Below are 26264 nucleotides of genomic sequence, written 5' to 3' on the forward strand. Positions count from 1 at the left end.
AATTACCGCATAGCTTTAAAGCAGCTATTAATCAGCCTCAAAGCCTTTATCTGACACCTTAATGCTTTCTTGCATTACTTTCGCTGGTTGCTGAGCCATGCTCTGCTCATCGCCATGGGTCAGGTAACTGACAACCAGGCTTGAGGTAACATCGAATGGCTCATCGATTGTAAGCGACTTTATCTCGATTCTGTCGCCAAGCAGATGCGTGCCAAGCTGTTTTATTTCACCACTTTGATGATTAAGGCTAAACAAGCCCAAATAACAAAACACGCCACTGCCCTGATTGGAAACAAAAAAGGGCGCGACAAATAGCATATTCTTGCTTGCATCAATGCCTGCGCCATTAATCGGCAGAATCTTTTGATAATCCAGGTTCACGCTGCCACGCTCTGGGCCATCCTGGTAGTCACCACTGACAAAAGGGCTGTCGCCTAGGCCAACCCTGGTTAATTGTGCCTCTGCGTCAGACTCAGGCAATTGGATAACCCAGTGCTTATGAGTCTTGATACTAAACAGAGTCAGAATGACATTATCCCTGTCTTCATTAAGGGGAACCACAGTACCATCTTGCTGTACGACATAGAGATCATCGTCAGTAAAGTTAAACCGGTAGATCCCGGCTAGGATAACAAGACCAATCAAGGCGGCAATAAGTAATACAATTTTCTTAATCATAAACATCCCTTTAACTGCCATGGGCATAAACATGCGAACATTCACAGCACAATACCCTGAGTTTTAATCCAGTACCATAATAGATAAATTAAATAATCTTTATTAGACAGCTATATTTCACCACAAACTTAGGTAAGCCTGCGCAAAAAAGAAGTGAAGAGATAGCATCGCATGACGAAATAGCGGCCGAATTGAGAGGGGGAAAAAATGAGGACGCTTAAAAGAAAAATACCCCAGCAATAATTGCTGGGGTAAACCAAAACTAGGATGATGGTTTTAAGGCTAGCATTGTTTTAGTTCTTAAACCGCTGCCAGCATTGATCCAAGATTGCAGTAACGCCGACCTGTGTAACCAAACATGAGAGGGGTCATTCTCATCCTCAGCTATCTGAATCAGGTCATCCCGATATCAACTGCAACTATTGTATTAAATAAAGAACAGACTGCAACGTGAATTCTGTTCAAGGATTAGCTCAACCTAAATAAGCCATTGCAAATCAGATAGGCAATACTTTTTTAACTATATGATTTTAAAAAAATAACCCTGGGCATTTCTCACGCCCAGGGTTATCGTCTTGTTAAGAGAACAATGTTTTTAAGTTATTGATAACTGAAAGTAGCAATAACCTTGACGCTGACATGGACAAAATGCTGCTTTTTCAGTCACTTCAGGTTATTTACGCTGAGCATACAGGGCTGCATATGGTTCATCCCAATATGGAGGCGAGCCAATATGGTCTTTAATAAAATCGATAAAGGCACTGACCTTTGGCGCCAAGTGCTTACGTCTTGGGTAAACCGCCTGCAGAGGCAGGTGATGCGTCAATTGCCACTCAGGCAATAATGGCACCAAAGTCCCCTTCTCTATCTCATCTTCGAGCAGGTAACTGGCCAGATAGACGACACCTAAACCGCTCACAGCGGCAGACTTAAGTGCTGGGGCATTGTCGACTCTGAAATTACCCGACACACCTATCTCGCAGTAATCATCACCCTTCTTAAACTGCCACACGCTATGTTCGTGCCACTCACCCTGGTAAACGAGACAGTTATGATCTACCAACTGCTCGGGGCGATCAGGATAACCATGCTTAGCTACATAGTCTGGCGATGCGGCTAACAGAAACTGACACTTCATCAAAGGTCTGGCAACCATGCCCAGCGGCAACTGCTCTGACATGGTCAGTAAAAGATCTAGTCCTTCGCTGACCACATCGACCTTATGATCCAGCAAACTGACCTGCAACTCCAACTCAGGATGTCTGGCCATAAAATCAGGCAATGCAGGAATGATATGCATGGTACCGAAAGACTGCGAAATCCCCACCTTGAGTACACCACGTGTCGCATCATTGAGATTATGCACACTGGCAACCGCCTGGTCTGCGTCGCGAAGTAACTCCTCACCTTGTGCATAAAGTAGCTGTCCGGCTTCGGTTAAACTCAGGCTTCGAGTGGTACGCTGTATCAGCTGAACACCTAATTTATGCTCAAGATCGGCAACCTGAGTACTGACTTTTGACTTAGAAATCCCCAATTTTCGCGCTGCAGAGCTAAAACTCCCGGCGCGAGCAACATGAGTAAAAATTGCAATAGGTTCTAAAAGTTCTAACATTTAAATAGCCTTAAGGTGTATGCGACACTATAAATACCAATTATAAATCATAGAGATACCTCAATGGTTTAGAGTTATCCCCTTGACTATGCAGATTATTTTAAGAGTAGAGTCAGACTGTTAGCCATTTCAATTTCGTTATCGAAATTTAGCCAGCATTGTTATTATTTTTACAAGTATACCAAAGATTTGCACTTTGATTCTAATACCTATTTTTTAGTCACTATACACCCAGATAGGACATTAGGAAAAGCCAATAACAAAAACCAACTTGAAGGCAAAAAAAAGCCCTGCACCCAAGGTAAGTGCAGGGAAATGTGGATCTTACGATGCCAGAGGAATTAACTTGCGAATTACTCGCGCAGCGGCTGCTGTTTAGCGCTCACTAATGGGAAATCGCTCAGTGCGGGGACTTCGCTGCGCAGCTGTGACTCAATCATAACCAGCTGCTGAAAGTTGTCACACAGCTTGTCGGCGCGCGCTTCTAAATCTGTTGCCTGTTGCTCGATTTGGGCTTCGATATCATCACCGACTCGCTCCATCTTGGCAGAAAAGGCGTTCATCTTCTCTTCGAAGGTATCACCATCGCCGTTCATCATCTCGCTGCCCAGGGTCATCATCATGCTACCGATTGAGCTTTGCACTACCTGCTCCATCTCTTTTTCAAACTCCTTACCAAAGGTGTCTTCCAGAGAGGACTCGGTTGCGCCAAGGTAAAACTTATCGCCATTTTGATAGGCTACGGTATCGATACGCTTAGCCAGGCTATCCATCATCTCATCAATCTTAGCGCCGGCGGCATCACCGAGTAGCGGCGTTAATGCCATGCTTACGGCGGTAGAGGCGATATCCACGGCGTCATGTACCACATCGATCACCTCAGGAAGTTGCTTAGACACCTCCCCCGCATACTGATTAACCAGTGCCTGCTGTTTGTCATTAAGCTGGACTCTGTCGCCATCGACATAGAGCTGACCCAGCTCGATACGATAGACCTCTTTTTTTGATTTACTGACAACCAACTTGCTCGGCTCCACCGAGACATCATAGTTGAGACTCACCTCGCACTGCTTGTCGTCACGGCCAAAGGAGATCTGGTTATCTTTACCCTCGCCGGCCCAAGCCGAACTCGTTGTCGCTAGTACAAATGCAGTCAGTCCAAGAGATGCTGTCAGTTTCTTCATGTTCTTATTCCTTAAGTCGTCGATGATTCACATAATGCGTAGCTCAAGGGGCACCATGTGTCGTTGATTACAGAGAATACAGATATCATGCCAAAATTAACCAACCCAATACAATCAACAAGATAGCCATATTCAATAGGATAGACCGAGTGAGAAAAGTTAACTCTCCAACCAGTTTTTAGTGAATTTTACTAACTGATAAAGCGGCGATCGCAGCCTTTAAAAGATAGAGCGGCCCAAGGCCTGGGAGAGATGTTCAAGTGCGGCGGTTCCCGCTAATGAGTTGCCATTCTTATCTAGCTCGGGTGACCAGACACAGACACTCATATCACCTGGGATCACGGCAATAATACCGCCCCCGACGCCACTCTTACCTGGCATACCTACCCGATAGGCAAACTCTCCTGCTCCATCATACAGGCCAGATGTCGCCAGTAGGGCATTGAGTTTACGGGTCTGGGTGGGTGATACCACAGGCTTACCGTCTATGCTCTTGCCAGCGTTTGCCAGGTAGAGCATCGCCTTTGACAGATCGGCGCAGCTCATCTTAAGGGCGCAGTAATGAAAGTAGTTTTTTAGCACCTTATCGACATCGTTATTAAAGTTGCCGAAAGACTTCATCAGATAGGCGATGGCCGCGTTGCGGGCGCTGTGTTCATATTCAGAGGCCGCGACACGCTTATCGTAAATCACATGGGGATTGGTGCTCAGTTTTCTCACCACCTCTAGCATATGATGCTTGGGTGCACCCAAACGGCTTTGCAAGAGATCGGCAATGATCAGGGCGCCAGCATTAATAAAGGGGTTTCGCGGCACGCCGCGCTCAAGTTCAATCTGAACCAGAGAGTTAAAGGACTGTCCCGAAGGCTCTTTACCGACACGAGACCAGATCTCCCTCTCTTCATACAGGGTTAAGGCCAGCGTGAGGCTAAATACTTTAGAGATACTCTGAATCGAAAAGGGCTCGAGATAATCTCCAGCCCCTATCGTTTGACCATCAACTGTGGTGACGGCGATCCCCAATTTTTGGGGATCCACCTCGGCTAAGGCTGGAATATAATCGGCAACCTTACCCTTGCCCAGCAGCGGACGGACCTGCTCGATAATATTTTCGAGCAGTGCCTTTTGCGGCATTAGTTCCACCAAATATCGTACAGTTCGCTAACCACAACATCTTTAGCTGGCTGATTCTTCCAAAAATCGCTCACGGCTTGGCGATCTTCTTCGGTGCACTTGCCTATGGTCTGGGTCGCGATGATCCCTTCCCACTCTTTATGACCGCCACCATGAAAACCCAGTTTTCTGGCTTCAATCACCTGATCGATAAACTGATCGACAATGTCATCGATCTGTTCTTCGCTTACCGAGTCTTCGAAGGTCCAGTTTACGTCGAAACCTAACTCTTGAAATTCATCGATGCGTAATTTCTTGCGTAAACGACGACTACGTGTTGCCATGTGTATACCCTCTCTTTATAGAAATTCAGCTTACTCGGTACGCTCAAACATCAGATCCCAGACACCATGGCCTAAGCGATGGCCTCTGGCCTCAAATTTGGTCAAAGGGCGATGATCGGGGCGAGGCACAAAATCGCCACTGGCAGATTGGTTTTTATAACCTGGTGCCGCGCTCATCACCTCTAACATATGCTCACTGTAGTTTTCCCAATCGGTCGCAAGGTGGAACACACCACCCACTTTCAGGCAGCGGCGAATAAGCTGAGCAAACTCAGGCTGCACGATACGACGCTTATGATGGCGCTTCTTATGCCAAGGATCGGGGAAGAACAGCTGCACCCTGGCTAAACTACCGCTTTGAATGCTATTTTCCAATACTTCGATGGCATCATGGTGAAACACGCGCAGGTTTGTAACACCCGCTTCTGCCGCATCGGCCAAGCAGGCGCCCACGCCAGGCTTATGCACTTCGATGCCGATAAAGTTAAGCTCAGGCGCCGCCTTAGCCATCTCGACCAGTGAGGCCCCCATACCAAAGCCAATCTCAAGCACAGTATCAGCCTCACGGCCAAACACCTTAGCCAGATCCAGCGGCTCGGGAGAGTAATCCAATCCCATGATAGGCCATTGCTGCTCCATGGCCTGCGCCTGGCCTTTGGTCAGACGTCCTTCACGTAATACAAAGCTTCTAACTTTACGAAGGTACTTACCCTCTTCGTTAAACTCTGCTGTGGTCACTTCGCTCATTATTTTTCAGCCTCTGATCTGCCATTAGTTGGCCATATAGCGCCGAGAAAAAGTAAGCGTCAAGCATCTCAAGGCTCGACTCACAAACTCATTTGATCCGACCAGGATCCTGACACTTATATGATTGGAAAATTATAAAAAGAAGGGCATTATCCAAAGTTACTGCGCTAAGGCAAGCCCTATGTTGCCAAAGTATACCAATAATCCCGACAGGCGCGAATTGTGCCTTAACAAGGATGCCATTTAGGTTGAGAAAAACCTTACCCGTCTATACACTGAGCGCCATGAAAACAGAGCAATTTCACCAGCGCATCGTCTCCTGGTATGACGAACATGGGCGCAAACACCTTCCCTGGCAACAAGATAAGACCCCCTACAAAGTTTGGGTATCTGAGATCATGTTGCAGCAGACTCAGGTAGCAACCGTTATCCCCTACTTCGAAGCCTTTATGAAGCGCTTCCCAACCATAGTGGATCTGGCAAACGCCGATCAGGATGAGGTGTTGCACCACTGGACAGGCCTTGGCTATTACGCCAGGGCCCGCAACCTGCACAAGAGTGCTCAGATAGTGGCTAACGACTATCAAGGGCAATTCCCCACAGAATTTGAGCAGGTGCTCGCCTTGCCAGGAATTGGTCGCTCCACCGCGGGTGCAATACTCTCACTATCTCTTGGTCAGCATCACCCCATCTTAGATGGTAACGTCAAGCGAGTGCTGGCCAGGCATGGCGCCATCGCCGGTTGGCCTGGAAAACGTGAGGTCGAAGAGCAGCTGTGGCAACTCACCCAAACATTGACGCCGCAAGAGGGCGTAACCAAATACAATCAGGCGATGATGGATATTGGAGCCAGCATCTGTACCCGCTCAAAACCTAAGTGCGAGCTCTGCCCTGTTGCCATCGACTGCAAGGCACAGTTAATGGGGCGCCAAACGGATTTTCCCGGTAAGAAGCCGAAGAAATCAATTCCAGAGAAGCTAGCCTTTATGCTGGTCATTAAAGAAGGCGATCAAGTACTGATGAGTAAGAGGCCCCCCGCGGGAATATGGGGCGGCCTCTGGTGTTTTCCTCAGTTTGACAGTCAAAGTGCACTCGAGGAGTTTGCCAATGCTAAGGGGCTTACCCTCAAGAGTCGTGACCCCTTTGACAGCTTTCGCCATACCTTCAGCCATTTCCATCTGGATATCAGTGCCTATATTGCCGAGAAAACCACAACTCCACATGAGATCATGGAAGAAGCGGCATCTCTCTGGTATAACATAGCCAAGCCACCCAAGGTTGGACTCGCCGCTGCAACGGAGCGGCTACTGTCTAACTTAGGTTCAGTATTAAATAAGGAGTAATCATGGCGCGTACAGTTAACTGCCAGTATCTAAAGAAAGAGGCAGACGGCCTAGCCTTTCAGCTATACCCGGGTGAACTCGGTAAGCGTATTTTTGACAACATCAGTCAGGAAGCCTGGTCACTCTGGCAGGCCAAGCAGACCATGCTTATCAATGAGAAAAAACTCAACATGATGAATGTTGACGATCGCAAGTTCCTCGAAGAGCAGATGGTAAACTTTCTGTTTGAGGGCAAAGAGGTCGAAATTGAAGGCTATGTGCCGCAAAAAGATGACGAATAATAAAAAAGCGCCGAAAGGCGCTTTTTTGTGTCTGGCAGATACTCTTTACTTCAAAAAGAGATTACTGGCGGATACCTTCGACCACAAGATCCAGGGTTACATGGCTAGAGGCTGGTCCAAGGTCCATCTTGATATCATAATCTTTCAGGGCAAATTCTGTTTGTCCAACAAAACCGGCGCGATAGCCTCCCCACGGGTCTTGCCCCTCACCGATAAACTTACCATCTATCGCCACCGGCTTAGTGACACCATTAAGAGTCAGATTGCCATTAAGCACGAACTTACCCTGGCCTAAATCTTCCACCGAGCTTGAAACAAAGCTAGCCTTGGGGTGCTTGGCAACATTAAGGAAATCTTCGCTTCTTAAGTGCTTGTCACGTTCGGCGTGGTTTGAATCCAGGCTTGCAGTGTCGATTTCAACATTGACCTTTGCATCGCCGATCTGCTTGCTATCGAAGCTAAAGTTACCTTCAAAGTCGTTAAAACGCCCAACGACAAAACTGTAGCCCAGATGACTCACCTTAAACTGTATCGAGGCATGAGCACCTTGAGTATCTATTACATAATCGGCGGCTGATGCCGTCATAGGAAGCATGATTGCACCTGCACCTATTGCGCTTAAGAGTGTGGCGCCTAATAAAGCCTTCTTCATTGTGTCTCCTTAATGTTTAACATGCGTTTTAATGTTGCGTCTCTGTCTATGAGGTGATGTTTTATGGCGCCCAAGGCATGCAGCGATACCAAAGCGATAAAGCCATAGGCTAAATATTGGTGCAGCCAACCGGCAATATCCGCCTGCCCCTCGAACAAACGCCCGAGACTGGGTAACTCAAGCAGCGAAAACACACCAATCGCACGGCCGTCGGCCGTGGAGATCAGATAGCCGGTGATTAAAATGGCAATCAGCAACAGGTATAGCAGGCGATGAACTATGGCCGCCGATACCTGCTCCCACCTTTTATGCTCTGTTAACGCCTTGGGGGCCGGGTTAAATCCACGCCAAAGCAAGCGACACAGGGTGGCGACTAACAACAGGACACCGATACTCTTATGCAGATCCGGCGCCTGCTTGTACCAAGGGCTGTAATAGGTCAACTCAACCATCCATACACCAAGGGCAAACAGCACCAATACGACAATGGCCGACAACCAATGCAAGGCGATGCTGATAACCCCATAGCGGCTCTGAGTATTTTTAAACACGATTCATCCTCATTAACGACTTAACACCATGTTAACTTCGGTTTATCTAGATAAATATCGCGTAATTTCGCCAATTAACTTCTAGATTTTAGAAAGGTTTCAACCATAGAAGCCTTATATCGGGGGAAACAGAGGTAAGCTAGGAACAGATATGGTCTCTTTAAGACAAAACAGAGTAAAAAGTCAGATTTCATCACTCAATTTGTACTAAAAACCGACATCATTGCTAAAAAGCCAGCACTTTGAGCATTAACTAGCCATGCGGTTAAAATTATCCAAAAAAGCACTTGCAGGATAAATATCAGCGCTATATTATACGCGCACTCCAAACGGGACGGGTCACAAAGACCTGGTTTGAAGTAGTTAACTAGACACTTAGTTTAGTTGCCCGAATAGCTCAGTCGGTAGAGCAGAGGATTGAAAATCCTCGTGTCCCTGGTTCGATTCCGGGTTCGGGCACCACAATTTAGCCGGCATAGCTCAGTTGGTAGAGCAACTGACTTGTAATCAGTAGGTCCCGAGTTCGACTCTTGGTGCCGGCACCATATAAAGCAGCCTCGACATTGTCGGGGCTTTTTTATATCTGTAATTTACCGCCCCTTGATGGGATTCATTGCACTCCTGATACCAACCTCCCCTCTCTTAATAAAGCCGTCATTAACGAGTTGCCCCTTGATACTAGGCAACAAAAAAGGAGCACTAGGCTCCTTTTGTGGTTAAGTATATTTTTTAATATTACTTCCAGCTGCGCATCTTATAGCCTTTAACCGCATAGAAGAGAATAAACAGGTAGCATGGCAACATCACCATATAGCCGCCCTGCTGACCGAGAGAGGTCGCCGAGCTAGTGAGTCCCCAGAAAAGCGGGCCGAAGGCGCCGCCTGCAATCCCCATCACCAAGAGCGCTGAGCCAGTACTGGTCAGTTTGCCCATGCCAGAGAGCGCCAGAGGCCACACCGCAGGCCAGACGATGGCGTTAGCCAAACCTAAGAAGGCGATCATCAGCAGAGTGTCGGGCAACATTGCACCACCGAAAGGCACTAAGAGTATATTTGCAATGGTATAAGATTCGTTGTCGCCAAACAGGATACCTAAGGTTAGCAAGAGCCCCAATATCGCAGAGATCATCAACGCTTTAGGCTGAGAGATAAAGCGAGGAATCGTCAGAATACCAAGCGAGTAACCCAGAACCATACAGATCATGGTATAGGAGGTCATCACACCATAGTTCTCGACCCCCAAAGAGAGTGCGAAGGTGCCTATGGTATCACCGGCAATCACCTCGACGGCGACATAGAAAAAGAGCGCAACCACGCCAAGCGCCAGGTTGGGATGCGATAATGCCTCACGAGTATGGCCTTTGCTGCCTTCTTCTGGCTCATCCTCATTTTCAAGCTCAGGCAGTGGCGACTTCTTCACCAGCACAGCCAATACCCCGATAAAAATGGCCATTCCCAGATAAGGGAAAACCAAACCATTAGCCATCTCATCTATCTGAGCCTGAGTAAGCTCTGTGCCCACACGATCTTTAAAGCTATCTAAGATAAGTGCGGTAAATACCAGCGGCGCGATAACCCCAGCACCTTTATTGAGGATCCCCATTACGCTTACACGGGCTGCGGCCGATTCTTCGGGGCCAATTCTGACCACATAGGGGTTCACCGCAGTTTGTAGCAGCGTTTGCCCTGTGCCCATGACCAACTGAGCGAAGAGAAACAGTGCAAATATCTGAGTCTTAGCCGCAGGAATAAACAACAGACCGGCAATCATCATGATCCCCATCCCCATTGCCATACCAGTTTTATAACCTACCTTGCGGATCACCCATGCAGAGGGCAAAGCGGTAAAGGTTACGGCGATATAGAAGGAGAAGAGGATGAGGGAGGCTTGCAGAGGGGTGAGTTGCAGGATCTGTTTAAGGTAAGGCATCAAGGACCCGTTCAGCCAGGTCGCAAAGCCCAAAATAAAGAAGAGCCCTGCCACGATCGCCATAGGGATCACGCTGCTGCGCTTACTTTCACTATTTAATGTCATTTCCATAAGCCTGTTTTCTTATAGTAATTAATCTTTGGATATCAGTTTGCTGATATCGGCTCGGTACATTTACGGCTACTGCAACAAGAGAGCAAAGCGGCGAAAGCATTGCCTTACTCTGCTCCATTGTTTCATCGATGTTAAAACATAAACACAAAAAAGACAACGCTGTCATTTTGTGTTTTTAACAGGGAGACCTAACCCTGCGTTTTAGTTATCAAAATGTCACGCCATTATTCACACCCAGGCTTAAACCTTGATGAATATGCCGCGCTTATACATCCAATAGAGTAACAGCCACTGCACTAACAATAGGGCAAGCGCCGAAGCCAGTGGCTGCATATCAAAAGGCAGCGCATGGATCAAACCACCAAACAAACTGCTAGCCAGATATTCCCATTTGACCAGGCTTGATGCCAAATAGATGATGATGGCGTTGCACCCTATCACGACAAATACAAACGAGAGGCGATGTAGCTTTATCACATCCACCAGCGCGTAGAAGATAGCCAGTAGTATTAAGCTCCAGCCCGTAGTCACCAAGACAAAGCTGCTGGTCCAGAGATCTTTGTTTACCGGCAGGTAAGGGTCTATCAACCAGCCAAGAGCAACGCAAAGGACGCCCGCTAATAACAAGGTAATCACCTTGGCCCACTCACCTTTGGGATGAGCCTTAACGATAAAGTGACCGGTAAATACGCCAGCTAAGGCATTTACTATGGCGGGAAAAGTCGAGAGGATCCCTTCGGGGTCAGTTGCCCTCCCCTGGTACGTTATACCGGGAAGAAAATGACTATCTACATAGGCGTTAATAGAGCCAGACATAGACAGATCGCCGGCCACACCACCAGGAACCGGCAACCATAACTGCAGCGCGCCATAGCCAAACAAGATGCCAAACGCCAGCAATATCTGGGTACACAGACAGGTATGCCATACCAATAAGGCAGCAAAGAACCAGGCAAAGGCAATGCGGCCAAGCACGCTAGCATACCTTACCTCATCGCCAGCCATGGGGACGCCAACGCCCCAACCATGGTTATAAAGCACACCAAACACAAGTAGCAAAAACAAACGTTTTATTGCGTGACGGTAGAGCGGCAGCCGCTCAGTCCAGGCAAGGCTGTCGATACGTTTAGGAGAGAGACCTAAGGCAACACCAGAGAGGAAGATAAATAACGGAAAGATAAGGTCGTAGAAGGTAAAACCATGCCACTGACTATGGTGCATCTGGGCATCGGCGATGCGCCAGCCCTGCCAGCCAGTCCAGACAAGTAGCGCGGCAAACAGTGCCTCACCGCCCAAGATCCAGAACATATCGAAGCCGCGCAGGGCATCGAGTGACTTAAGCCTAGGTTTAACTGTAGGTTTTGGACTTGTCTTATTCATTGAATCCATCAGGGGATCTCTTATCATTGTTCTTATAGATTAAAGCCCCGAAAGCTAGCTTTCAGGGCTCGAGACTGCTGACCTACTTATTTAGGCCTGATACACCAAATGGCCATCAATATAGGTTTGAGCTACTCGATTATCCTGATCGAGCAGCACCATATCTGCCTTGGCGCCCACTCTAAAGACACCACGCTGGCGATGACCAATAAACTCGGCAGGATACTTAGCCGCCATTCTAAGCGCCTCTTCCCTTGGAACGCCGAGCATGGCCACACTATTATTTACCGCGCCCACCATATCCAGCACACAACCTGCCAGCTCACCCGTCACCGCATTGAGTCTGTCTCCTTTACGGATGACCTGGGTGCCAAATAGCTCGAAACTGGCGTTATCATCCATGCCCACTGGCGGCATGGCATCAGTCACCAGCATCACCTTGCCTTTTGGCTTGGCAGCAATAGCCACCTTGGCAGACGCTGGGTGCACATGATGACCATCGACAATCAATCCGCACCATGCGCTTTGGCTCTCAAGAGCCGCGCCTACCATTCCAGGCGCTCTTGAATCCATGGGAGACATGGCATTAAACAGGTGGGTAAAACCGCTCGCACCAGCCTCAAGTGCTTTAATCACAGTGTCATAGTCGGCATTGGAATGGCCAAGACAGACGCGAACACCTGAATCAACTAAGGTACGAATCACCTCAGGCGCCACATTTTCAGGCGCCAAGGTTACCACTTTAGTGCCCAGATCTTCCCTAGCAAAGATAGCAAGCTCAGCCTCTGAGATATGGCGAATAAAATTAGCCGGGTGCACCCCTTTTTTGGGGACGGAGAGGTGAGGTCCCTCAAAATGTATACCTAACACACCTGGGGTATTAGCCGCTAATGCCTCGGCGACTGTGTCTGCCGCCGCTTGCATCACACCAAGATCATCTGTGATCAGGGTAGGTAGAAAGCCCGTGGTACCAAACCTTGCGTGGGCCTGGCCAATGGTTTTAAGACACTCGACACTTGGCGCGGCATTAAAGAGTGCGCCGCCCCCGCCGTTCACCTGCACGTCGATAAAGCCGGGCACTAAGGTTCCAGCCAGATAGATGGGCTCGATGCCAGGCGCCTTTTCAAACGCGGTTATATGGCCAGCCTCTAGGGTAATGGCTTGGTTATGATGATAGTGCTCGCCATCGAATACTCGCTCGGCGATCAGTGTCTGTTTCATATACTCAATTCCTGGCAAAACATGGTCATACAATGATGGTTTAATCTTGGCTGATGCCGTGACGCTGACGCGCAAAATAAGCTGCGCCTAATTCTGGTGGCGCCAATATAGGAGAGATCTTCTCAACTACTCCCTTGTCTAACCAGGGTGCTAAAGGCTCCGCAAGTCCACCTATCATAGAAAAACGCGGTGGCTTAACCTCAAACAACCTCTTAGCCAAGGCACTGATATATTCTGCGCCTTCCATCACAATCGCTTTAGCGACCGGATCTTGCTCCTGGGCACAAGATAACACCGTACGAGCCAAGGTGGCATAACAACCTGAAGATTGACCAGCCAGATGCTCGACTATTCCCATGGCGTCGCTCACCTTGAAATGAGACAGTAATCGTTCGGTAAGTTGTGTAGCAGGGCCGAAGCCGTCGAGATGCAGAAGCACCTGCTGAGCCGCCTGCAGGCCTAGCCATGCGCCACTACCTTTATCACCCAGTGCGAAACCATGGCCGCCCAAGCTCAGAGATTTATCACCGACATGGGCATATCCACAAGAGCCAGTGCCAGTAATGATCACAGCGCCGTCACCGCCTCTATGAGCCCCAATACAGGCCGTGTGCAGATCTGTGGTGACATACATCTTCGCAAACGGGTGTTGCCAGCTGGTAATTTCATTATAGAGGTGCTGTACATTGACGCCGGCAAGACCGACACCCGCGATAAGTTGCTTGCTATCACCTGGCGCCAATCCCGCATCTTTAAGCGCTAACTCAGTCGCCCCAATGATAGAATCAAAGGTGTGTGTTAGACCGTAAAGCGGATTAGCACGCCCTGCCACACCTGTACCCACGACGCTATCATCGCTGGCATAAATCGTTGCACGGCATTTGCTGCCACCGCCGTCTATGCCTATGAACAGGGCTTGTTCCTCTGTCTGGTTAAATCCCATCACGGACCTCTTTCACAGTTTTATTATCCAGGGCGAGATCTAAAACCGCCCTGCCCACTGACTAAGTTAATGCCATGTTACACCAAAAATGACAACGCTGTCATTTAATATTTTAAATCGCCTTAAAGCTAATTAGCGCCTCTAAAAATAAGGCGTCTTCAACTGAACTTAAGTCCTTTAAACTGGCAAATTAGAAAGCGTAGCTTGAGAGCCTAAAAGCGGCTCTCAAGCTAGATGAAGCGTTAATTGACTCTAAGAATCCGCCCCTTGCGAACACCATCGGCGGCCACAGCTCTGACCTCAACCTTACCCGATACCTTCACCGCTTCGGTATAGGTCTGCCAAGGGCCGTCGTCGACGCGATATTCCACGCCAAGACCTGGATAGATAATATTGGTGTGCAGATAACCCTCTTTAATCTTGGCCCCTACTGTCGGCACTCGATAGGCGATACCTGCCTTGTCTAACTTAGCCAGCTCCTTGTGCCCTAGAGTATTAGCAAAAACTTGCCACTGGGCGGTTTGCGCAGCCCGCATCTCAGGGGTGAAAAAGTTAGACTCTGGGCCATATTTGGCTCCTTGATATTGGTAAGGCACTTCCCAATCAGCCTTGTGCCACGCCCTTTCGGCCAAGGCTAATAGTCGCGGAAACACCAGATACTCGACCACTTGATCGCTACGTACGGTCTCACTCCAAAGCTGTCCCTGGATCCCCTTGAATCGCACACCAGCATCGAGTGGCCCACTGATACGATTACCCTGCTCATCAAGCTTTAGGGTATCGTCGGCTTCGAAGGTGTTACCTTCGATATCAGTCCACTGCTCGGCATTGGCAGGCAGGTTATCCGGCATAAAGCTAAATAGCTTACGTTCATTAGTGCTGCGACTCGCCCAGTAATAACCATGCTCTTTAGGATCTGCCTCGTAGGGAAAATCGAAATAAAGCACCTCGGGATTACTTAATACTGTATCCCAACCCAAATTGGCCTGAGCATGGGCGCGTTTATGGCCGCCGTGTGCCACTACGTCCCAAATATTGGTTTGATTCTTCTTCGGCATACGCTCAGGACGGGTATGGCTCATGCCATCACTCCAACCTGCCGCTTCTATGCCTTTAGCTGCCAGCATGTTGGCAACTCGCTCGATAAAGTAAGCGCCAAAGTCTGCCTCATTGTCTAGGCCATTACCTTTCTCTTTGAGCAGTGCCTGGCACACTGGCGATTCAACCCAGGCGCCTGCAGTCTCATCGGCACCGATATGATACAAGGTCAATGTTTGCCCAGCCGCCTGATGCAACTTGGCTATCTCGCTAACCACCTTATCGACAAAGTGATAGCTTGAGGCCATACAAACGTTGAGCGTGTTGTCGTCATAATATTGAATAGAAGCATATTGCGTCGTATCCAGCGGATCGATCAGGCGATATTCATTAGCGCCGGCCTCATCCCCCTTAGCCATCAGCTTGCGATACCTGGCTTCCATCGACTTAATGGCGGCACGCGAATGCCCTGGCATGTCCATTGATGGGATCACCTGGATCTGTCTGGCACTGGCGTATTTGAGGATCTCAATATAATCGGCCTTAGAATAGAAACCGTTGACCTTACTGGTTGCATCAGGGCCACTTCCCAACTGAGGTAAGAGGCAGGTGTTTTCTTGCAGATCATGACAGCGGCGACTCCCCACCTCTGTCAGCTCTGGCAACCCCTCTATCTCCAGGCGCCACCCCTCATCGTCTGCCATATGCAGGTGCAACTTATTAAGTTTATACGCTGCCATCTGATCCAGCAGATTCAGGATAAACTGCTTACTGTGAAAGTTACGCGCCACATCCACATGCATGCCACGAAACTCATACCTTGGCTCATCTTCAATATGCATGGCACTTATCGATAGAGTATTTAAATCGATAAGACTCGCAAGTGATGACAGACCATAAGAGAAGCCGGCGTCTTCGGCCGCGGCAATAGTGATGCCGTCTTGACTAATAGTAAGCTGGTAGCTCCCCTCACTGACCGCAGATGGCAGAGTGGTGAGCTTGAGTAAAATCCCCTCGGCTGAAGCATTAACGCCCAAGCGAGATAATCTATCGAATGCAGCCTGTACCGATACCATAGAGACATCGCCCAGCATCAATCGATAGCCAGCTGCCAGTGAAATGGGTGCACTCTGGCTGTCTATGATCTGCTTTTTAGGGGTGGGAATAATGCTGTTAACGGCAAGTTCGGGACGGTTTTCGATATCTTGATTGGCATCGAACAACACCTGAGGTGTTGCCCATTTCAACTTATCGGTATCGCTGCGCTTATATTGAGTCTCAGCGCTAACATAGGCTTCGACATAGGGACGCTGCTCCATACCTGTTGCAGCATCTTTGCTTAATTGGGTACTGGCAATCACCTCAGGTTCAAGACCCGGTACGACAATATAGTAATTGGGCATGGCATCGGTTTCAGACAGCTGCCACAACTCACCTAAAAAGGTGATATCAACTGGCTGACCTTTTTGAAAGCCTGCAAACTTATCTGTCGGCGAGATCCTGTGTAGATCGCCTTTAACTTGTATCAGCTCAAACTCGTCGGTCAATACTTCTTTTACCGGACGCATCTGGCTGTAATAGATTGCCCAATCCTTTTCGGCAAAATCAGTACCTGGGAGCAATCGAATCTGCGCCGCAAAGCAGCGACCGTCGACACCTGCCGAGGTGCATTGCTCGGGGTAATTAGTTAAGGTGCTGTAGGTGACGTCCAGACTTGTGGCAAATTGATGCAGTGCTTGCTGCGCCGGGGCTTTAACTGAAATTTGAGTCTGCGCAGATTCGGGCTTTGACGCTTCGAGACTGGCCTGCTGACTACAGGCTGGTAATCCAAGGCTAAACAGCAGCGCCAATGGGATGAGCTTATTATTCATTGTTATCCTCACATCTTTATACAACTTGAAGCTTCAAGTCTTCTTGCGGCCACCTTTCCCCTTTCAGTATCGGCAATAAACATCCTTTATATTGCAAGATCTGAGATCGCCACCACTTTGATTTTTAATAAGGCCTAGCGCTTTTACCGGGCAAAATATGCCAGAAACTCAGCAGACTTCCTCATCACGACCGGTGAATTTAGCCAATAAGGTCAGCTTCCACCAGTAGCTGTGTAAAGTTTGCATTTAGCCTCCCAAGAAAAAAATGCTAGATGTGCCATGCTTCATCGACGCCGAACAAACAGCAAATCTTTGACTCAATAACACATCTAGCCATCTCTAGTATCTGGGGAGAGACTATAGGAAAAAACAAACACAATAACCATAAAGATAAATGGCTACTGCCAATGCAAGCGTTAGGAGACCTCTCCCTAACAATGCAAACCTTACAAAACGAACGTGTCACACAAGCAAATGACAACGCTGTCATTCATTAATCTACCTAAGAAAGAACAGAATTTCTACATTTTTTTGACATTTTGAGGCAATTTTTTCTGCCGATGATGACAAAGCGCCTTTCTGTGGTTGTTTCTGCCTAACTAGAGCGCCTCATTAAGTCACACCTGTGTGACAACGCTGTCAACTCTTGCTAACATCTTATGCGCTCATTTTAAAAGCCGCCTGCTTCGCCAAAACCATAAGCTCTTGTTAGCGTCAAACTGACATGGTTTAGGTAAATGATGAGATAGGCTCGATTTGGGGATCTGTGAAAAAACGTAACCTTAAGACGTTATCACTTGCACTTGGCCCCATTCAGACGGTAAAAGATAGACCAGTAGTTACCTGATAATTGTGTTCACATCTCAGGTAATCGCCACAAACTAAAATTAATTAAGGTATCAAGATGGCCAAGATAGTCCCTCTTTCAACGGAAAAGCATTTAAACACTAAGCTAACTCACTCAAACGATTTCAGCCGTTTCAGCAAAGAACATCTGATCCCAGTACTGGCTAGAGAGATCCCCAGCCTTGCCTCTGAGTTTCCGATCGTTTTTGTAAAGAATGGTGAAACGGGCCACTTCATCCCTGTGGCCATCATGGGAATTGAGCCAGAGGTCAACCTGTACTGCCAAAACAACCAGTGGGATGCCCCAATTAGCCCTATCGGCTTTAGCAATGCGCCACTCTCTATCGCCAAAACCTCAGCCGAGGGCGACAATGTGATCGTATGCATAGATGAAGAGAGCCACATGGTTTCTCAAGAGGAAGGTAATCGCCTGTTTACCGATGATGGCGAGCGAAGCGAGTACTTAACTGCCAGAACTAACGCCCTATTGGACGTGGCGGCAATGCACCAACAAACCCAAGCCATTTGCCAATATCTTGCGGATAAAAACTTACTTACCCCGCAGCAATTAACCATCAAGTTGGAAAAATCGGAGCAGAAGATCAACATCAATGGCGTCTATTTAATTGATGATAAAACCTTAAATGAACTTAGCGATGAAGAGTTCCTCGAACTGAGAAAGAAGGGTCTGCTACCCATCATCTACGCCCATAGAGCCTCGCTCAATCAGCTGTCGCGTCTTATCGCCAAACAAAACCAGTTCGATAAGCTGCAATAAGCATCCACTTTAAGCTAATGGCGGGACGTTGGAATCAACAACGCCCCGCCAAATCGATTTACCTCACACAAAATTTACCCATCTTAGAGCTTCTCAACTCAGCACTTTTGTAAGCCATACGCTGCGATTTTTTCTAGTAACTCTCTGTGATCGGGCAGCTCGCTCACAAGATGCTGCGCAACCTTAGCTATTTGCTGGGCCTGCGCTTGACTAGCCTCACTTTGCTCAGCCTGGGGCGCAGCTTTCGCCGTCGGGTAATGCATGCCATAGAGCACATAAAGATAGTTTTCTAAATCAAACACCTCAAACTTACTAAAAAAGTCTTGTCTGATAGGCACATGGTTGCGCCATAGGGCTAACCTGTTGGCCAATTCACTCGGCAACCCCGAAGGCGCACGATTATCTCGCCAGAAGGCGGAATCCTCTCTATCTGACAAGTAATAGTGCACCTTGATAAATTCAACCACCCGCTCCCAGGCATAGGTCATCACCTGATTAAACTGCTGTCCAAGCAGGTCGAGGGCATCCCTATCGGTAGGAAAACGGTTAGCAATGAATCCTGCGGCAAAATCGGTCAGTAAAATAGAGGTGGCCTCTAATGGCTCGAGAAAACCTTGGGCTAACCCCAGAGAGAGGCAGTTTTTATGCAAGAACTCCTTACGATAACCGAGCTTCATTGGCAACACTCGGTACTTATACTGCGCCAGATCTTGACCCAAATAGCGAGATAACTTATTCAACGCCTCGTCGTCATCCATATATTCAGACGAATAGACAAATCCTACCCCGCGTCTGTTAGTTAGGGCTATGTCCCATATCCATCCCGCCTGATGGGCGGTAGCCAAGGTATAAGGCGGAATCGACGCATCGGCAGCAATGGGCACCTGCACCGCTATCGCCTTATCGGCGAAGAGCTGATGGGATTTATCGACAAAAGGCACCTTGAGCGTTTTATCGATCAGCAGCGATTCAAAACCACTGCAATCGATATAGAAGTCAGCGCTGATACTGCCTCGGCTATCGGTTTCAAGGGAGCCTATATCGCCACTGCCCGTTAGCGAAACATCGAGAACATTCGCCATAATATGCTCAACATTAAAACGGCAAATGGCATTCTCGGCCAACAACTTGGCAAACTTAGCCGCATTGAGGTGATAGGCATAACCTAATGCCCCTTCATACTCGCTATGGGTGATCTGCTTTGGCGCCCGGCCCGCTTCGCACACTTTGTGCTGGGGCGAAACCAGATCGCCATAGGCCAGATCTGAATTGGTCAGCCAATGCTGAGTCAGATCCTCACCAAGTGGGCTTGGCATGTCGAAAAGATGATGGTAAAAATTGCCCTCTCCATGACGGCCCTTATCCATCCAATTAACAAACTTAATGGACTGTTTAAAGGTCACATCACAGCGGCGAATAAACTCCGACTCACTGATCCCAAAACGCTTCAGGCTCTGACGAATAGCCGGCACAGTACCTTCGCCAACACCGATAATGGGAATATCGGGCGACTCCACCAGACTGATTAGAACGTCCTCTCTATGCGCTAAAGCCTTACCTAAATGATTGGCCGCTAACCAGCCTGCCGTTCCGCCACCCAGAATAATGATACGTTTAATGTCCATAAACCACCTACGCTAATATGTCATTGGGCTTACTGCTAATAAAAAGCCCAGCAAATGCCGGGCTTCTTTAGATTTTACTTTAAGATTAGAATCTTAGTGCAATACCGACCTTGTATCTTGCTTCACCATCGAAGCTCCATACTGGGTAGTCATCCTTGAACTCGTTAATCACATCTGGGTTATCTATTGGTGACACACCAATCTGAATGCTGTCTTCTTCGGTCAGGTTAACCGCTTCGAAGGTCAGATCCAACCACTCTGTCACACTGTAGTTCATGCTCAGATCCAGTGAGCCATAGTCCTGATGCTGACGGTTGCCGTAGAAACCAGGCAGTTCACGCATCATATACTCACTGCGCCAGTTGTAAGCCAGACGAGCAGAGAAGCTCTCCATCTCGTAGTAGCCCACTAGGTTAACTGTGTGCTTAGAAGAGTCAGAGAATACACCGACTTTGTCAGGATAGTTCTCGGCAGGTGAGCCGGCATCGGCAAAGGTATAGTTAACTGAGTAACCTAAACCATTATCGAAAGAGTCTTGCAGCTGCAATTCCACCCCTTCAATACGGCCACCGTTAGCATTGTACTTCTCACTCACAGTCCAGCAGTCATAAACTCCCTCACCACAAGCACTACCACCTTGCTCAATCAGATTAGGATCTTCAATACCGATCTGCTGGTTAAGCTTTTGACGAGTGGTGATAAATGAGCTTACGTCCTTGATAAAGTAAGTCAAAGATGCCAAACCTTCACCGCCGAAGTACCACTCCAGGCTCACATCAGCTTGAGTCGCCTTAAATGGGTCTAGTGCCACTGAGCCGCGGTTCAATTTCTCGTTGCCAGGTGTACCATCGTTCAAACCTGGCAGCGTAGAAGTCGCAAACAGATCGGCATAGTTTGGTCGAGACATTACCTGCGCCGCAGTGGTACGCAGTAATAGATCAGGTGTCAGATCGAAAGTCACGTTGATGCTAGGCAACACGTCGCTATAGCTAGACTTGTCAGTGCTCAGTTCATCGGCAAACTCACCGGTTGAACTCAGCGCATAGTAATCAGACTCGATATCAGTTGAAATGAAACGCAGACCAAAGTTACCGCGAATACCTTCGCCTTCGAAGTTTGCCATGGCGTATGCAGCCAGGTTCTTCTCGTTCAGTGTACCGTAGCCAGACTTGTCACGGGTAAAGCCATCGACAGAGGCTTTAGCATCGCGGATCATGGCATCAAAATTAGGCTTAGGCAGAGTGAAACCAGCGCCCGCAGAGATAGTTCCTGAATAGTATTCAGAAGCATCTCTGGATACTATGTCACCGACGATAGCAGCATCCGTTTCCTGAGTCACATCATGATCGGCGTAGCGCACACCGGCCTTAATTGAGGTGATAGCCCCAAAATCGACAGGCACGGTGAAATCGACCTGAGCATAGGTCTCTTCGTCTGTGTTAGGTTGCTTCTTCAGCGCCCAGCCCGCAGTAGCTAATTCGCTGTTAAAATCACCCGCGTCGAATGACTTTTTGGCGATATCAATCAGGATTTTCTCACCAGTAGCATCGTAACGACCGGCAAAATCACCTGGCTGACCAATAGAGTTACCATAGTTAGAGGTTAAGCTAGTACCACCGTCAGCCTTGGTATTACCTACACGGCCTTCCATGGTGAATCTGTCACCTTCGTATTTGAAGTCAAAGTCATAGGTATCAGATGACATCTCGGCTTCACGAGCCCAAGTTTGCGCCCATGCAAATCCGCCTTCACCGGTGTGAGTGATATCAACACATACACCTGCAGCATTTGTCTCATTACAGGTACTAACACCCTGCTGTGTTGGGAAAAGGAAAATAGAGGTGTTAGCGTTGTTTGCCTTAAGATCCAGGCTAGTTGCAGTAAAGCCAAACTCTAGGTTATCGGTTGGACGATACTGTAGGGCAACGTTGTAAGCGGTACGCTCACGATCTTGTTGGAAGGTTGTTGGCACTATCTCGCCCCAACCAAGCAAAGTTTCAATACCGTTACGCTGATACTCGGTTTGCGAACCGGCAGCAGAAACCAAGATACCAAAGTTTTCACTTTCGTTGGTCCAGCTGTAAAGACCAGATAGCGCAGGATCTGTTGCTTCAGAAACCGTACCGTAGTCGCCTTTAGCGCTTAAAAACAGCGTGTTAGCGTCCAAATCTAATGGCTTGCGCGTCTTAACAACGACAGTACCACCAATACCACCTTCTGTGATATCGGCTTGAGAAGATTTATACACTTCAATACCACTGATCATCTCAGGTGGCAGCAAAGAGTAGTTAAAGCTACGGTCGATAGCCTGCTGATCGAACCAACCGGTTGAGGCTACCGAGTGGCCATTTAGTAAGGTGCGTGTTAATTGCGCCGAAGCACCACGGATAGACACCTGCTGTCCCTGACCAAATTGACGGTTAACAGATACCCCCGGGATACGACCCAGTGATTCACCTACGTCTCCGTCAGGAAACTTACCAATATCTTCAGCTGTTACTGCATCAACAACAGCATCAGAGAATCTTTTAGCGTTGATCGACGCCTTCATCGACGCACGTAAACCACGCACTTCAATTTTTTCAATATTATCCGTATTGACAGCTTCTGCATCGGCTTCAGCCGCCATTGCAGAAACAGACATAGCACCACTCATGAGCAATGCAATGTTTGTAGCTAGTACACTTTTCTTAAAAGTAGATGGTCGCATCTCGTTTCCCTTCCATAACTTTATTATCTTTATTCGTATTCATAACCATCCCCGAAGGAATGACAACGCTGTCATGTGAGTACAAAGATTACACAACAATTAACAGATGTGCCACAACAAAATAACCAAAAGCGGAAAATTCTTCGGTTTTATACATTTACCAAACAAATTTAAGAAACACGGTAACGATTTAACGTGCTGATTATTATCAATTATTTCAATATTGAATTCGTGTTACTAAACGAGAGTTAACTAAGGAAATCAATTTGATGATTGCTTAATAGGGTAAAAGTTAGCAATATTGTCGCCAGGGGAAGTGAGATTTGCTGTCTAACCATACAGTATATCGTTTGAGACATATTTATTTTCTGTTGCAGCTAAAACTGCACAGACACAACGAGTATCCGCTAGATGAAAGTCACCATAAACGATGTCGCAAAACATGCCGGCGTTTCGATAAAAACGGTTTCAAGGGTCACGAATAACGAACCGTCAGTGCGTCAGACGACCATAGATAAGGTAAATCAAGCCATTGCGGCATTGAATTACCAACCCAATGTCGCCGCCCGAAATCTAGCAGGAACTAAATCCTATGTAATTGCCTTCGTCTATGACAATCCAAACGCTTACTATGTCATTGATATGCAAAATGGTATTTTGTCATCATGCAAACAACGCGGATATGAACTGCTTATCCATCCTTGCGATGCCAAGTCAGACAATATTTGCCAGGAACTGGTCGATATGGTGCGCCATGCAAGACTGTCTGGATTAGTGCTGACACCACCGCTATCTGAAGATCCAAAAGTCTTGGCGGCGCTAGATAAAATTGGGGCCAACTATGTCCGAATCATCGCCGGGGAAGAGGCGGATTATGATACGGGTTTATCGATTATGGTAAACGACAAGCATGGTGCCATCTCAATAACCCAACATCTGATTGATTTAGGCCATAAAAAAATCGCCTTCTTAAGTGGCGATCATCAACACGAGTCGACTAAAGCCCGCCTGGCAGGCTTTACACTCGCTATGGAGAACAATCAATTAGAGGTTGACCCATCAAACATTATTAATGGCCAATATTCTTTCGAGTCAGGTGTGCAAGGTGCCAAACAACTCTTGGCTAAAGCAGAGCGCCCTACTGCCATTGTGGCCTGTAACGATGAAATCGCCGCTGGCGCGCTCTTTGCGGCTAGATTAGAGGGCGTGGCCATCCCCGAAGAGCTCTCAATTGTCGGGTTTGAAGACAGCCCCTTTTCCAGACAAACATGGCCCAAACTAACCACAGTCCATCAGCCCAATAAGCTGATTGCACAAACCGCCACCGAGCTGCTTATTGAGAATCAAGGTAATAAACAAAGCGAACTGACTTACCAGGTCTTTATTCCTCAACCTGTGATCAGAGACTCCTCATCGAGTCCTAGATAACTTGGTAAGATTAGCCTATGCCATAAAAAAGCCGCTGATATTAATCAACGGCTTTTTTAATCTTCATGTCTCGTCCTGAAATGTGTTTACACATTGAGGACGACACATCACCTTAAACTGCTTCTTCGTTCTCTTCACCGGTGCGAATACGAATCACACGCTCCACTTCGGTAACGAAGATCTTACCATCCCCGATTTTACCTGTTTTGGCGGTATCAACGATAACCTCTAAGGCTTGCTCCAATTGTTCATCTTGGATCACTAACTCAATTTTAACCTTAGGCAAAAAATCAACCATATACTCGGCGCCGCGATAGAGCTCAGTATGCCCTTTCTGGCGACCGAAACCTTTGACTTCAGAAACCGTCATGCCGGTAATACCGATCTCCGCCAGAGATTCACGCACATCATCTAACTTAAACGGCTTAATAATGGCCTCGACCTTCTTCATCAAACGCTCCCTAATATTACGTTAACCCTAAGTTTATGAAGTACTAGCTTACCACGTCCAATTAATCCGCCAAAGATGATTATATCGAGAGGTAAAACGATTCAATATTCATAGAACAGAACAATATATCAGTCCCCCATCAACCAGCATCTGCTTATCTATACTCTATAAACCCGCCGTAAAAAGCTGGGGCAAGTCATTGCAGGACGCATAGACTCAACAATCGCAAGGAAATGCCATGAAACTTAAAAATGGATTTACGCTCATTGAGCTAATGGTGACCCTGTCGGTCGCTACCATACTCCTCTCCATAGCGGTACCCAACTTATCCAGCCTACATCAGGCATATCGCGCCGATGCAGCGATAAGAATCATCCAACAAACACTTCAGTTTGCTCGAAATGCCGCCATTAATTATGGTGTGCGGGTAACTGTATGCCCAATCAAAGATAATCAATGCACTAATGATTGGCACTTAGGACTCAGTGTTTTTACTGACTCAGGAACCAGCAATCAACTCGATGGTAATGACAAACTATTGATGCAAACAGCCTCATTCGATCGCGATGACTTCGTTTACTACAACCGCGCTGCGGCGCGCTTTCAGCCTGATGGTCTAGCATCGGCTAGTAACGGAACATTAAGATATTGCCCAAGCTCGGCCGATAGCCCTCATTCTAAAGCGGTAGTCGTCAATCAAGCAGGTAGAGTACGCTTTTCAAAGGAGAAAAATATCAGCTGCAATCAGTAACTATCCCTTAGCTAGCAGTAGATGCCAAATTTAATCAAGCTGACAAATTATTGGCATTAAAAAGAATAGCTTATATATACTGAAATCCTAAAGCTTCTCGCTTATACTTTGTAACAGTAGCAGTGAGGATCCTTAAATGCGTAAGAACAAGAAAGGTTTTACCCTAGTAGAATTAATGGTGACAGTTGCCGTGGCAGCCATTTTGCTGGCCGTAGGTGTTCCCTCTTTAACCTCTATTTATGAAGCAATTAGGGTCAATAATAATATAGAGAAAATCAATAATATTCTCGCCTTTGCCCGCAACCAGGCCATCAGCTATGGCGCAACGGTGAATGTGTGTGTTATGAAGAATGGCAATGCCTGTGACACAGGAGCAAACTGGAACAAGGGTATTCGCATCTACACTAAAGACACCAACAATGTAGAACATGAATTACGTACGCTTGATGCCTTTAACGTCAACGATAAATTAAAAGGGCCTACAGCTGAAATCACTTTCTCTCCTGAGGGACTTTCCTCGAGCGGAACATTTATATATTGTCCGGGTGGCAAAGCCAATGGCTCTAAAAGCGTGACAGTGAGTAGCAGCGGCTTAGTTAGCTATGCAACAAACAATCAGTCTTGCTGAAGCTAAATTAATAAAAGTATCATCCACAAATAAGCCCGACATC

The 26264-nt window shown here is 47.5% G+C and carries 22 protein-coding genes and 2 tRNA genes; 8 read left to right on the forward strand and 16 right to left on the reverse strand.

The genetic code is table 11. The annotated features are described in order from the left end of the window. Positions 1 to 27: 27 nt before the first annotated feature. The 6 genes from CFF01_RS13740 to trmB all read right to left on the reverse strand — a co-directional run bounded on the left by CFF01_RS13740 (position 28) and on the right by trmB (position 5681). Positions 28 to 678, reverse strand: coding sequence for a hypothetical protein (locus CFF01_RS13740; RefSeq protein ID WP_088905959.1), 651 nt, complete (start codon positions 676 to 678; stop codon positions 28 to 30). A 673-nt stretch (positions 679 to 1351) separates the two neighbouring features. Continuing rightward, positions 1352 to 2293, reverse strand: coding sequence for a LysR family transcriptional regulator (locus CFF01_RS13745; RefSeq protein ID WP_033539847.1), 942 nt, complete (start codon positions 2291 to 2293; stop codon positions 1352 to 1354). A 353-nt stretch (positions 2294 to 2646) separates the two neighbouring features. Further along, on the reverse strand, positions 2647 to 3477 hold the full coding sequence (locus CFF01_RS13750) for a YggN family protein (RefSeq protein ID WP_088905167.1): 831 nt from the start codon (positions 3475 to 3477) through the stop codon (positions 2647 to 2649). A 219-nt stretch (positions 3478 to 3696) separates the two neighbouring features. After that, positions 3697 to 4611 (reverse strand): glutaminase B, encoded by a 915-nt coding sequence (gene glsB, locus CFF01_RS13755; protein WP_088905168.1) that lies wholly within the window; start codon positions 4609 to 4611, stop codon positions 3697 to 3699. Beyond that, positions 4611 to 4934: a YggL family protein gene (locus CFF01_RS13760; RefSeq protein WP_033539844.1), complete on the reverse strand. Its 324-nt coding sequence runs from the start codon at positions 4932 to 4934 to the stop codon at positions 4611 to 4613. The genes glsB and CFF01_RS13760 overlap by 1 nt, the downstream gene beginning before the upstream one ends. Positions 4935 to 4964: 30 nt before the next feature. After that, positions 4965 to 5681 (reverse strand): tRNA (guanosine(46)-N7)-methyltransferase TrmB, encoded by a 717-nt coding sequence (trmB, locus tag CFF01_RS13765; RefSeq protein ID WP_088905169.1) that lies wholly within the window; start codon positions 5679 to 5681, stop codon positions 4965 to 4967. Between the two features lie 284 nt (positions 5682 to 5965). Here trmB and mutY point away from each other — a divergent pair, with 284 nt between their 5' ends. Beyond that, positions 5966 to 7024: an A/G-specific adenine glycosylase gene (mutY, locus tag CFF01_RS13770; protein ID WP_232479570.1), complete on the forward strand. Its 1059-nt coding sequence runs from the start codon at positions 5966 to 5968 to the stop codon at positions 7022 to 7024. Positions 7025 to 7026: 2 nt separating this feature from the next. Continuing rightward, positions 7027 to 7305, forward strand: coding sequence for an oxidative damage protection protein (locus CFF01_RS13775; RefSeq protein ID WP_011864926.1), 279 nt, complete (start codon positions 7027 to 7029; stop codon positions 7303 to 7305). Positions 7306 to 7366: 61 nt separating this feature from the next. Here CFF01_RS13775 and CFF01_RS13780 read toward each other — a convergent pair whose 3' ends face one another. Both CFF01_RS13780 and CFF01_RS13785 read right to left on the reverse strand, forming a co-directional pair. Further along, complete coding sequence (locus CFF01_RS13780; protein ID WP_088905171.1) at positions 7367 to 7957, reverse strand: YceI family protein; 591 nt, start codon at positions 7955 to 7957, stop codon at positions 7367 to 7369. Next, positions 7954 to 8508 carry a cytochrome b gene (locus tag CFF01_RS13785; protein ID WP_088905172.1) on the reverse strand — a complete coding sequence of 185 codons (555 nt, stop codon included), beginning with the start codon at positions 8506 to 8508 and terminating at the stop codon, positions 7954 to 7956. The genes CFF01_RS13780 and CFF01_RS13785 overlap by 4 nt, the downstream gene beginning before the upstream one ends. Positions 8509 to 8894: 386 nt before the next feature. Here CFF01_RS13785 and CFF01_RS13790 point away from each other — a divergent pair. Both CFF01_RS13790 and CFF01_RS13795 read left to right on the forward strand, forming a co-directional pair. Continuing rightward, a tRNA-Phe gene (locus CFF01_RS13790) sits at positions 8895 to 8970 on the forward strand. A gap of 7 nt (positions 8971 to 8977) precedes the next feature. Further along, positions 8978 to 9053 (forward strand) — tRNA-Thr (locus tag CFF01_RS13795). A gap of 190 nt (positions 9054 to 9243) precedes the next feature. On the opposite strand, the gene nagP is transcribed toward CFF01_RS13795, so the two are convergent. The 5 genes from nagP to CFF01_RS13820 form a co-directional block, all read right to left on the reverse strand. After that, positions 9244 to 10548 carry an N-acetylglucosamine MFS transporter NagP gene (gene nagP, locus CFF01_RS13800; RefSeq protein WP_408640496.1) on the reverse strand — a complete coding sequence of 435 codons (1305 nt, stop codon included), beginning with the start codon at positions 10546 to 10548 and terminating at the stop codon, positions 9244 to 9246. 243 nt (positions 10549 to 10791) lie between these two features. Further along, positions 10792 to 11931: a transmembrane glucosamine N-acetyltransferase NagX gene (nagX, locus tag CFF01_RS13805; RefSeq protein WP_232479442.1), complete on the reverse strand. Its 1140-nt coding sequence runs from the start codon at positions 11929 to 11931 to the stop codon at positions 10792 to 10794. 90 nt (positions 11932 to 12021) lie between these two features. Continuing rightward, on the reverse strand, positions 12022 to 13152 hold the full coding sequence (nagA, locus tag CFF01_RS13810) for an N-acetylglucosamine-6-phosphate deacetylase (protein WP_033539839.1): 1131 nt from the start codon (positions 13150 to 13152) through the stop codon (positions 12022 to 12024). Positions 13153 to 13192: 40 nt separating this feature from the next. Then, positions 13193 to 14095 carry an N-acetylglucosamine kinase gene (gene nagK / locus CFF01_RS13815; protein ID WP_088905174.1) on the reverse strand — a complete coding sequence of 301 codons (903 nt, stop codon included), beginning with the start codon at positions 14093 to 14095 and terminating at the stop codon, positions 13193 to 13195. A 242-nt stretch (positions 14096 to 14337) separates the two neighbouring features. Beyond that, complete coding sequence (locus CFF01_RS13820; protein ID WP_088905175.1) at positions 14338 to 17004, reverse strand: family 20 glycosylhydrolase; 2667 nt, start codon at positions 17002 to 17004, stop codon at positions 14338 to 14340. Between the two features lie 904 nt (positions 17005 to 17908). Here CFF01_RS13820 and CFF01_RS13825 point away from each other — a divergent pair. Beyond that, positions 17909 to 18628 (forward strand): SapC family protein, encoded by a 720-nt coding sequence (locus CFF01_RS13825; protein WP_033539836.1) that lies wholly within the window; start codon positions 17909 to 17911, stop codon positions 18626 to 18628. A gap of 98 nt (positions 18629 to 18726) precedes the next feature. On the opposite strand, the gene CFF01_RS13830 is transcribed toward CFF01_RS13825, so the two are convergent. Together CFF01_RS13830 and CFF01_RS13835 are read right to left on the reverse strand one after the other, a co-directional pair. Next, positions 18727 to 20253, reverse strand: coding sequence for a tryptophan halogenase family protein (locus CFF01_RS13830; protein WP_088905176.1), 1527 nt, complete (start codon positions 20251 to 20253; stop codon positions 18727 to 18729). Positions 20254 to 20338: 85 nt separating this feature from the next. After that, entirely contained in the window at positions 20339 to 22963 is a 2625-nt protein-coding gene (locus CFF01_RS13835) for a TonB-dependent receptor (RefSeq protein ID WP_088905177.1), read from the reverse strand. Between the two features lie 411 nt (positions 22964 to 23374). Between CFF01_RS13835 and CFF01_RS13840 the strand changes: the two genes are divergently transcribed. Then, complete coding sequence (locus CFF01_RS13840; RefSeq protein ID WP_088905178.1) at positions 23375 to 24391, forward strand: LacI family DNA-binding transcriptional regulator; 1017 nt, start codon at positions 23375 to 23377, stop codon at positions 24389 to 24391. A gap of 112 nt (positions 24392 to 24503) precedes the next feature. Here the strand turns inward: CFF01_RS13840 and CFF01_RS13845 are convergent, their stop codons facing one another. Then, positions 24504 to 24842, reverse strand: coding sequence for a P-II family nitrogen regulator (locus CFF01_RS13845; protein ID WP_033539833.1), 339 nt, complete (start codon positions 24840 to 24842; stop codon positions 24504 to 24506). 238 nt (positions 24843 to 25080) lie between these two features. Here CFF01_RS13845 and CFF01_RS13850 point away from each other — a divergent pair, with 238 nt between their 5' ends. Both CFF01_RS13850 and CFF01_RS13855 read left to right on the forward strand, forming a co-directional pair. Further along, positions 25081 to 25593 carry a GspH/FimT family pseudopilin gene (locus CFF01_RS13850; RefSeq protein ID WP_088905179.1) on the forward strand — a complete coding sequence of 171 codons (513 nt, stop codon included), beginning with the start codon at positions 25081 to 25083 and terminating at the stop codon, positions 25591 to 25593. A 136-nt stretch (positions 25594 to 25729) separates the two neighbouring features. Next, the gene (locus CFF01_RS13855) at positions 25730 to 26221 is read left to right on the forward strand and encodes a GspH/FimT family pseudopilin (protein ID WP_088905180.1); all 492 of its coding nucleotides are present in this window, start codon (positions 25730 to 25732) and stop codon (positions 26219 to 26221) included. Positions 26222 to 26264: the final 43 nt, after the last annotated feature.

This window comes from Shewanella marisflavi, assembly GCF_002215585.1.
Lineage (GTDB): Bacteria > Pseudomonadota > Gammaproteobacteria > Enterobacterales > Shewanellaceae > Shewanella > Shewanella marisflavi.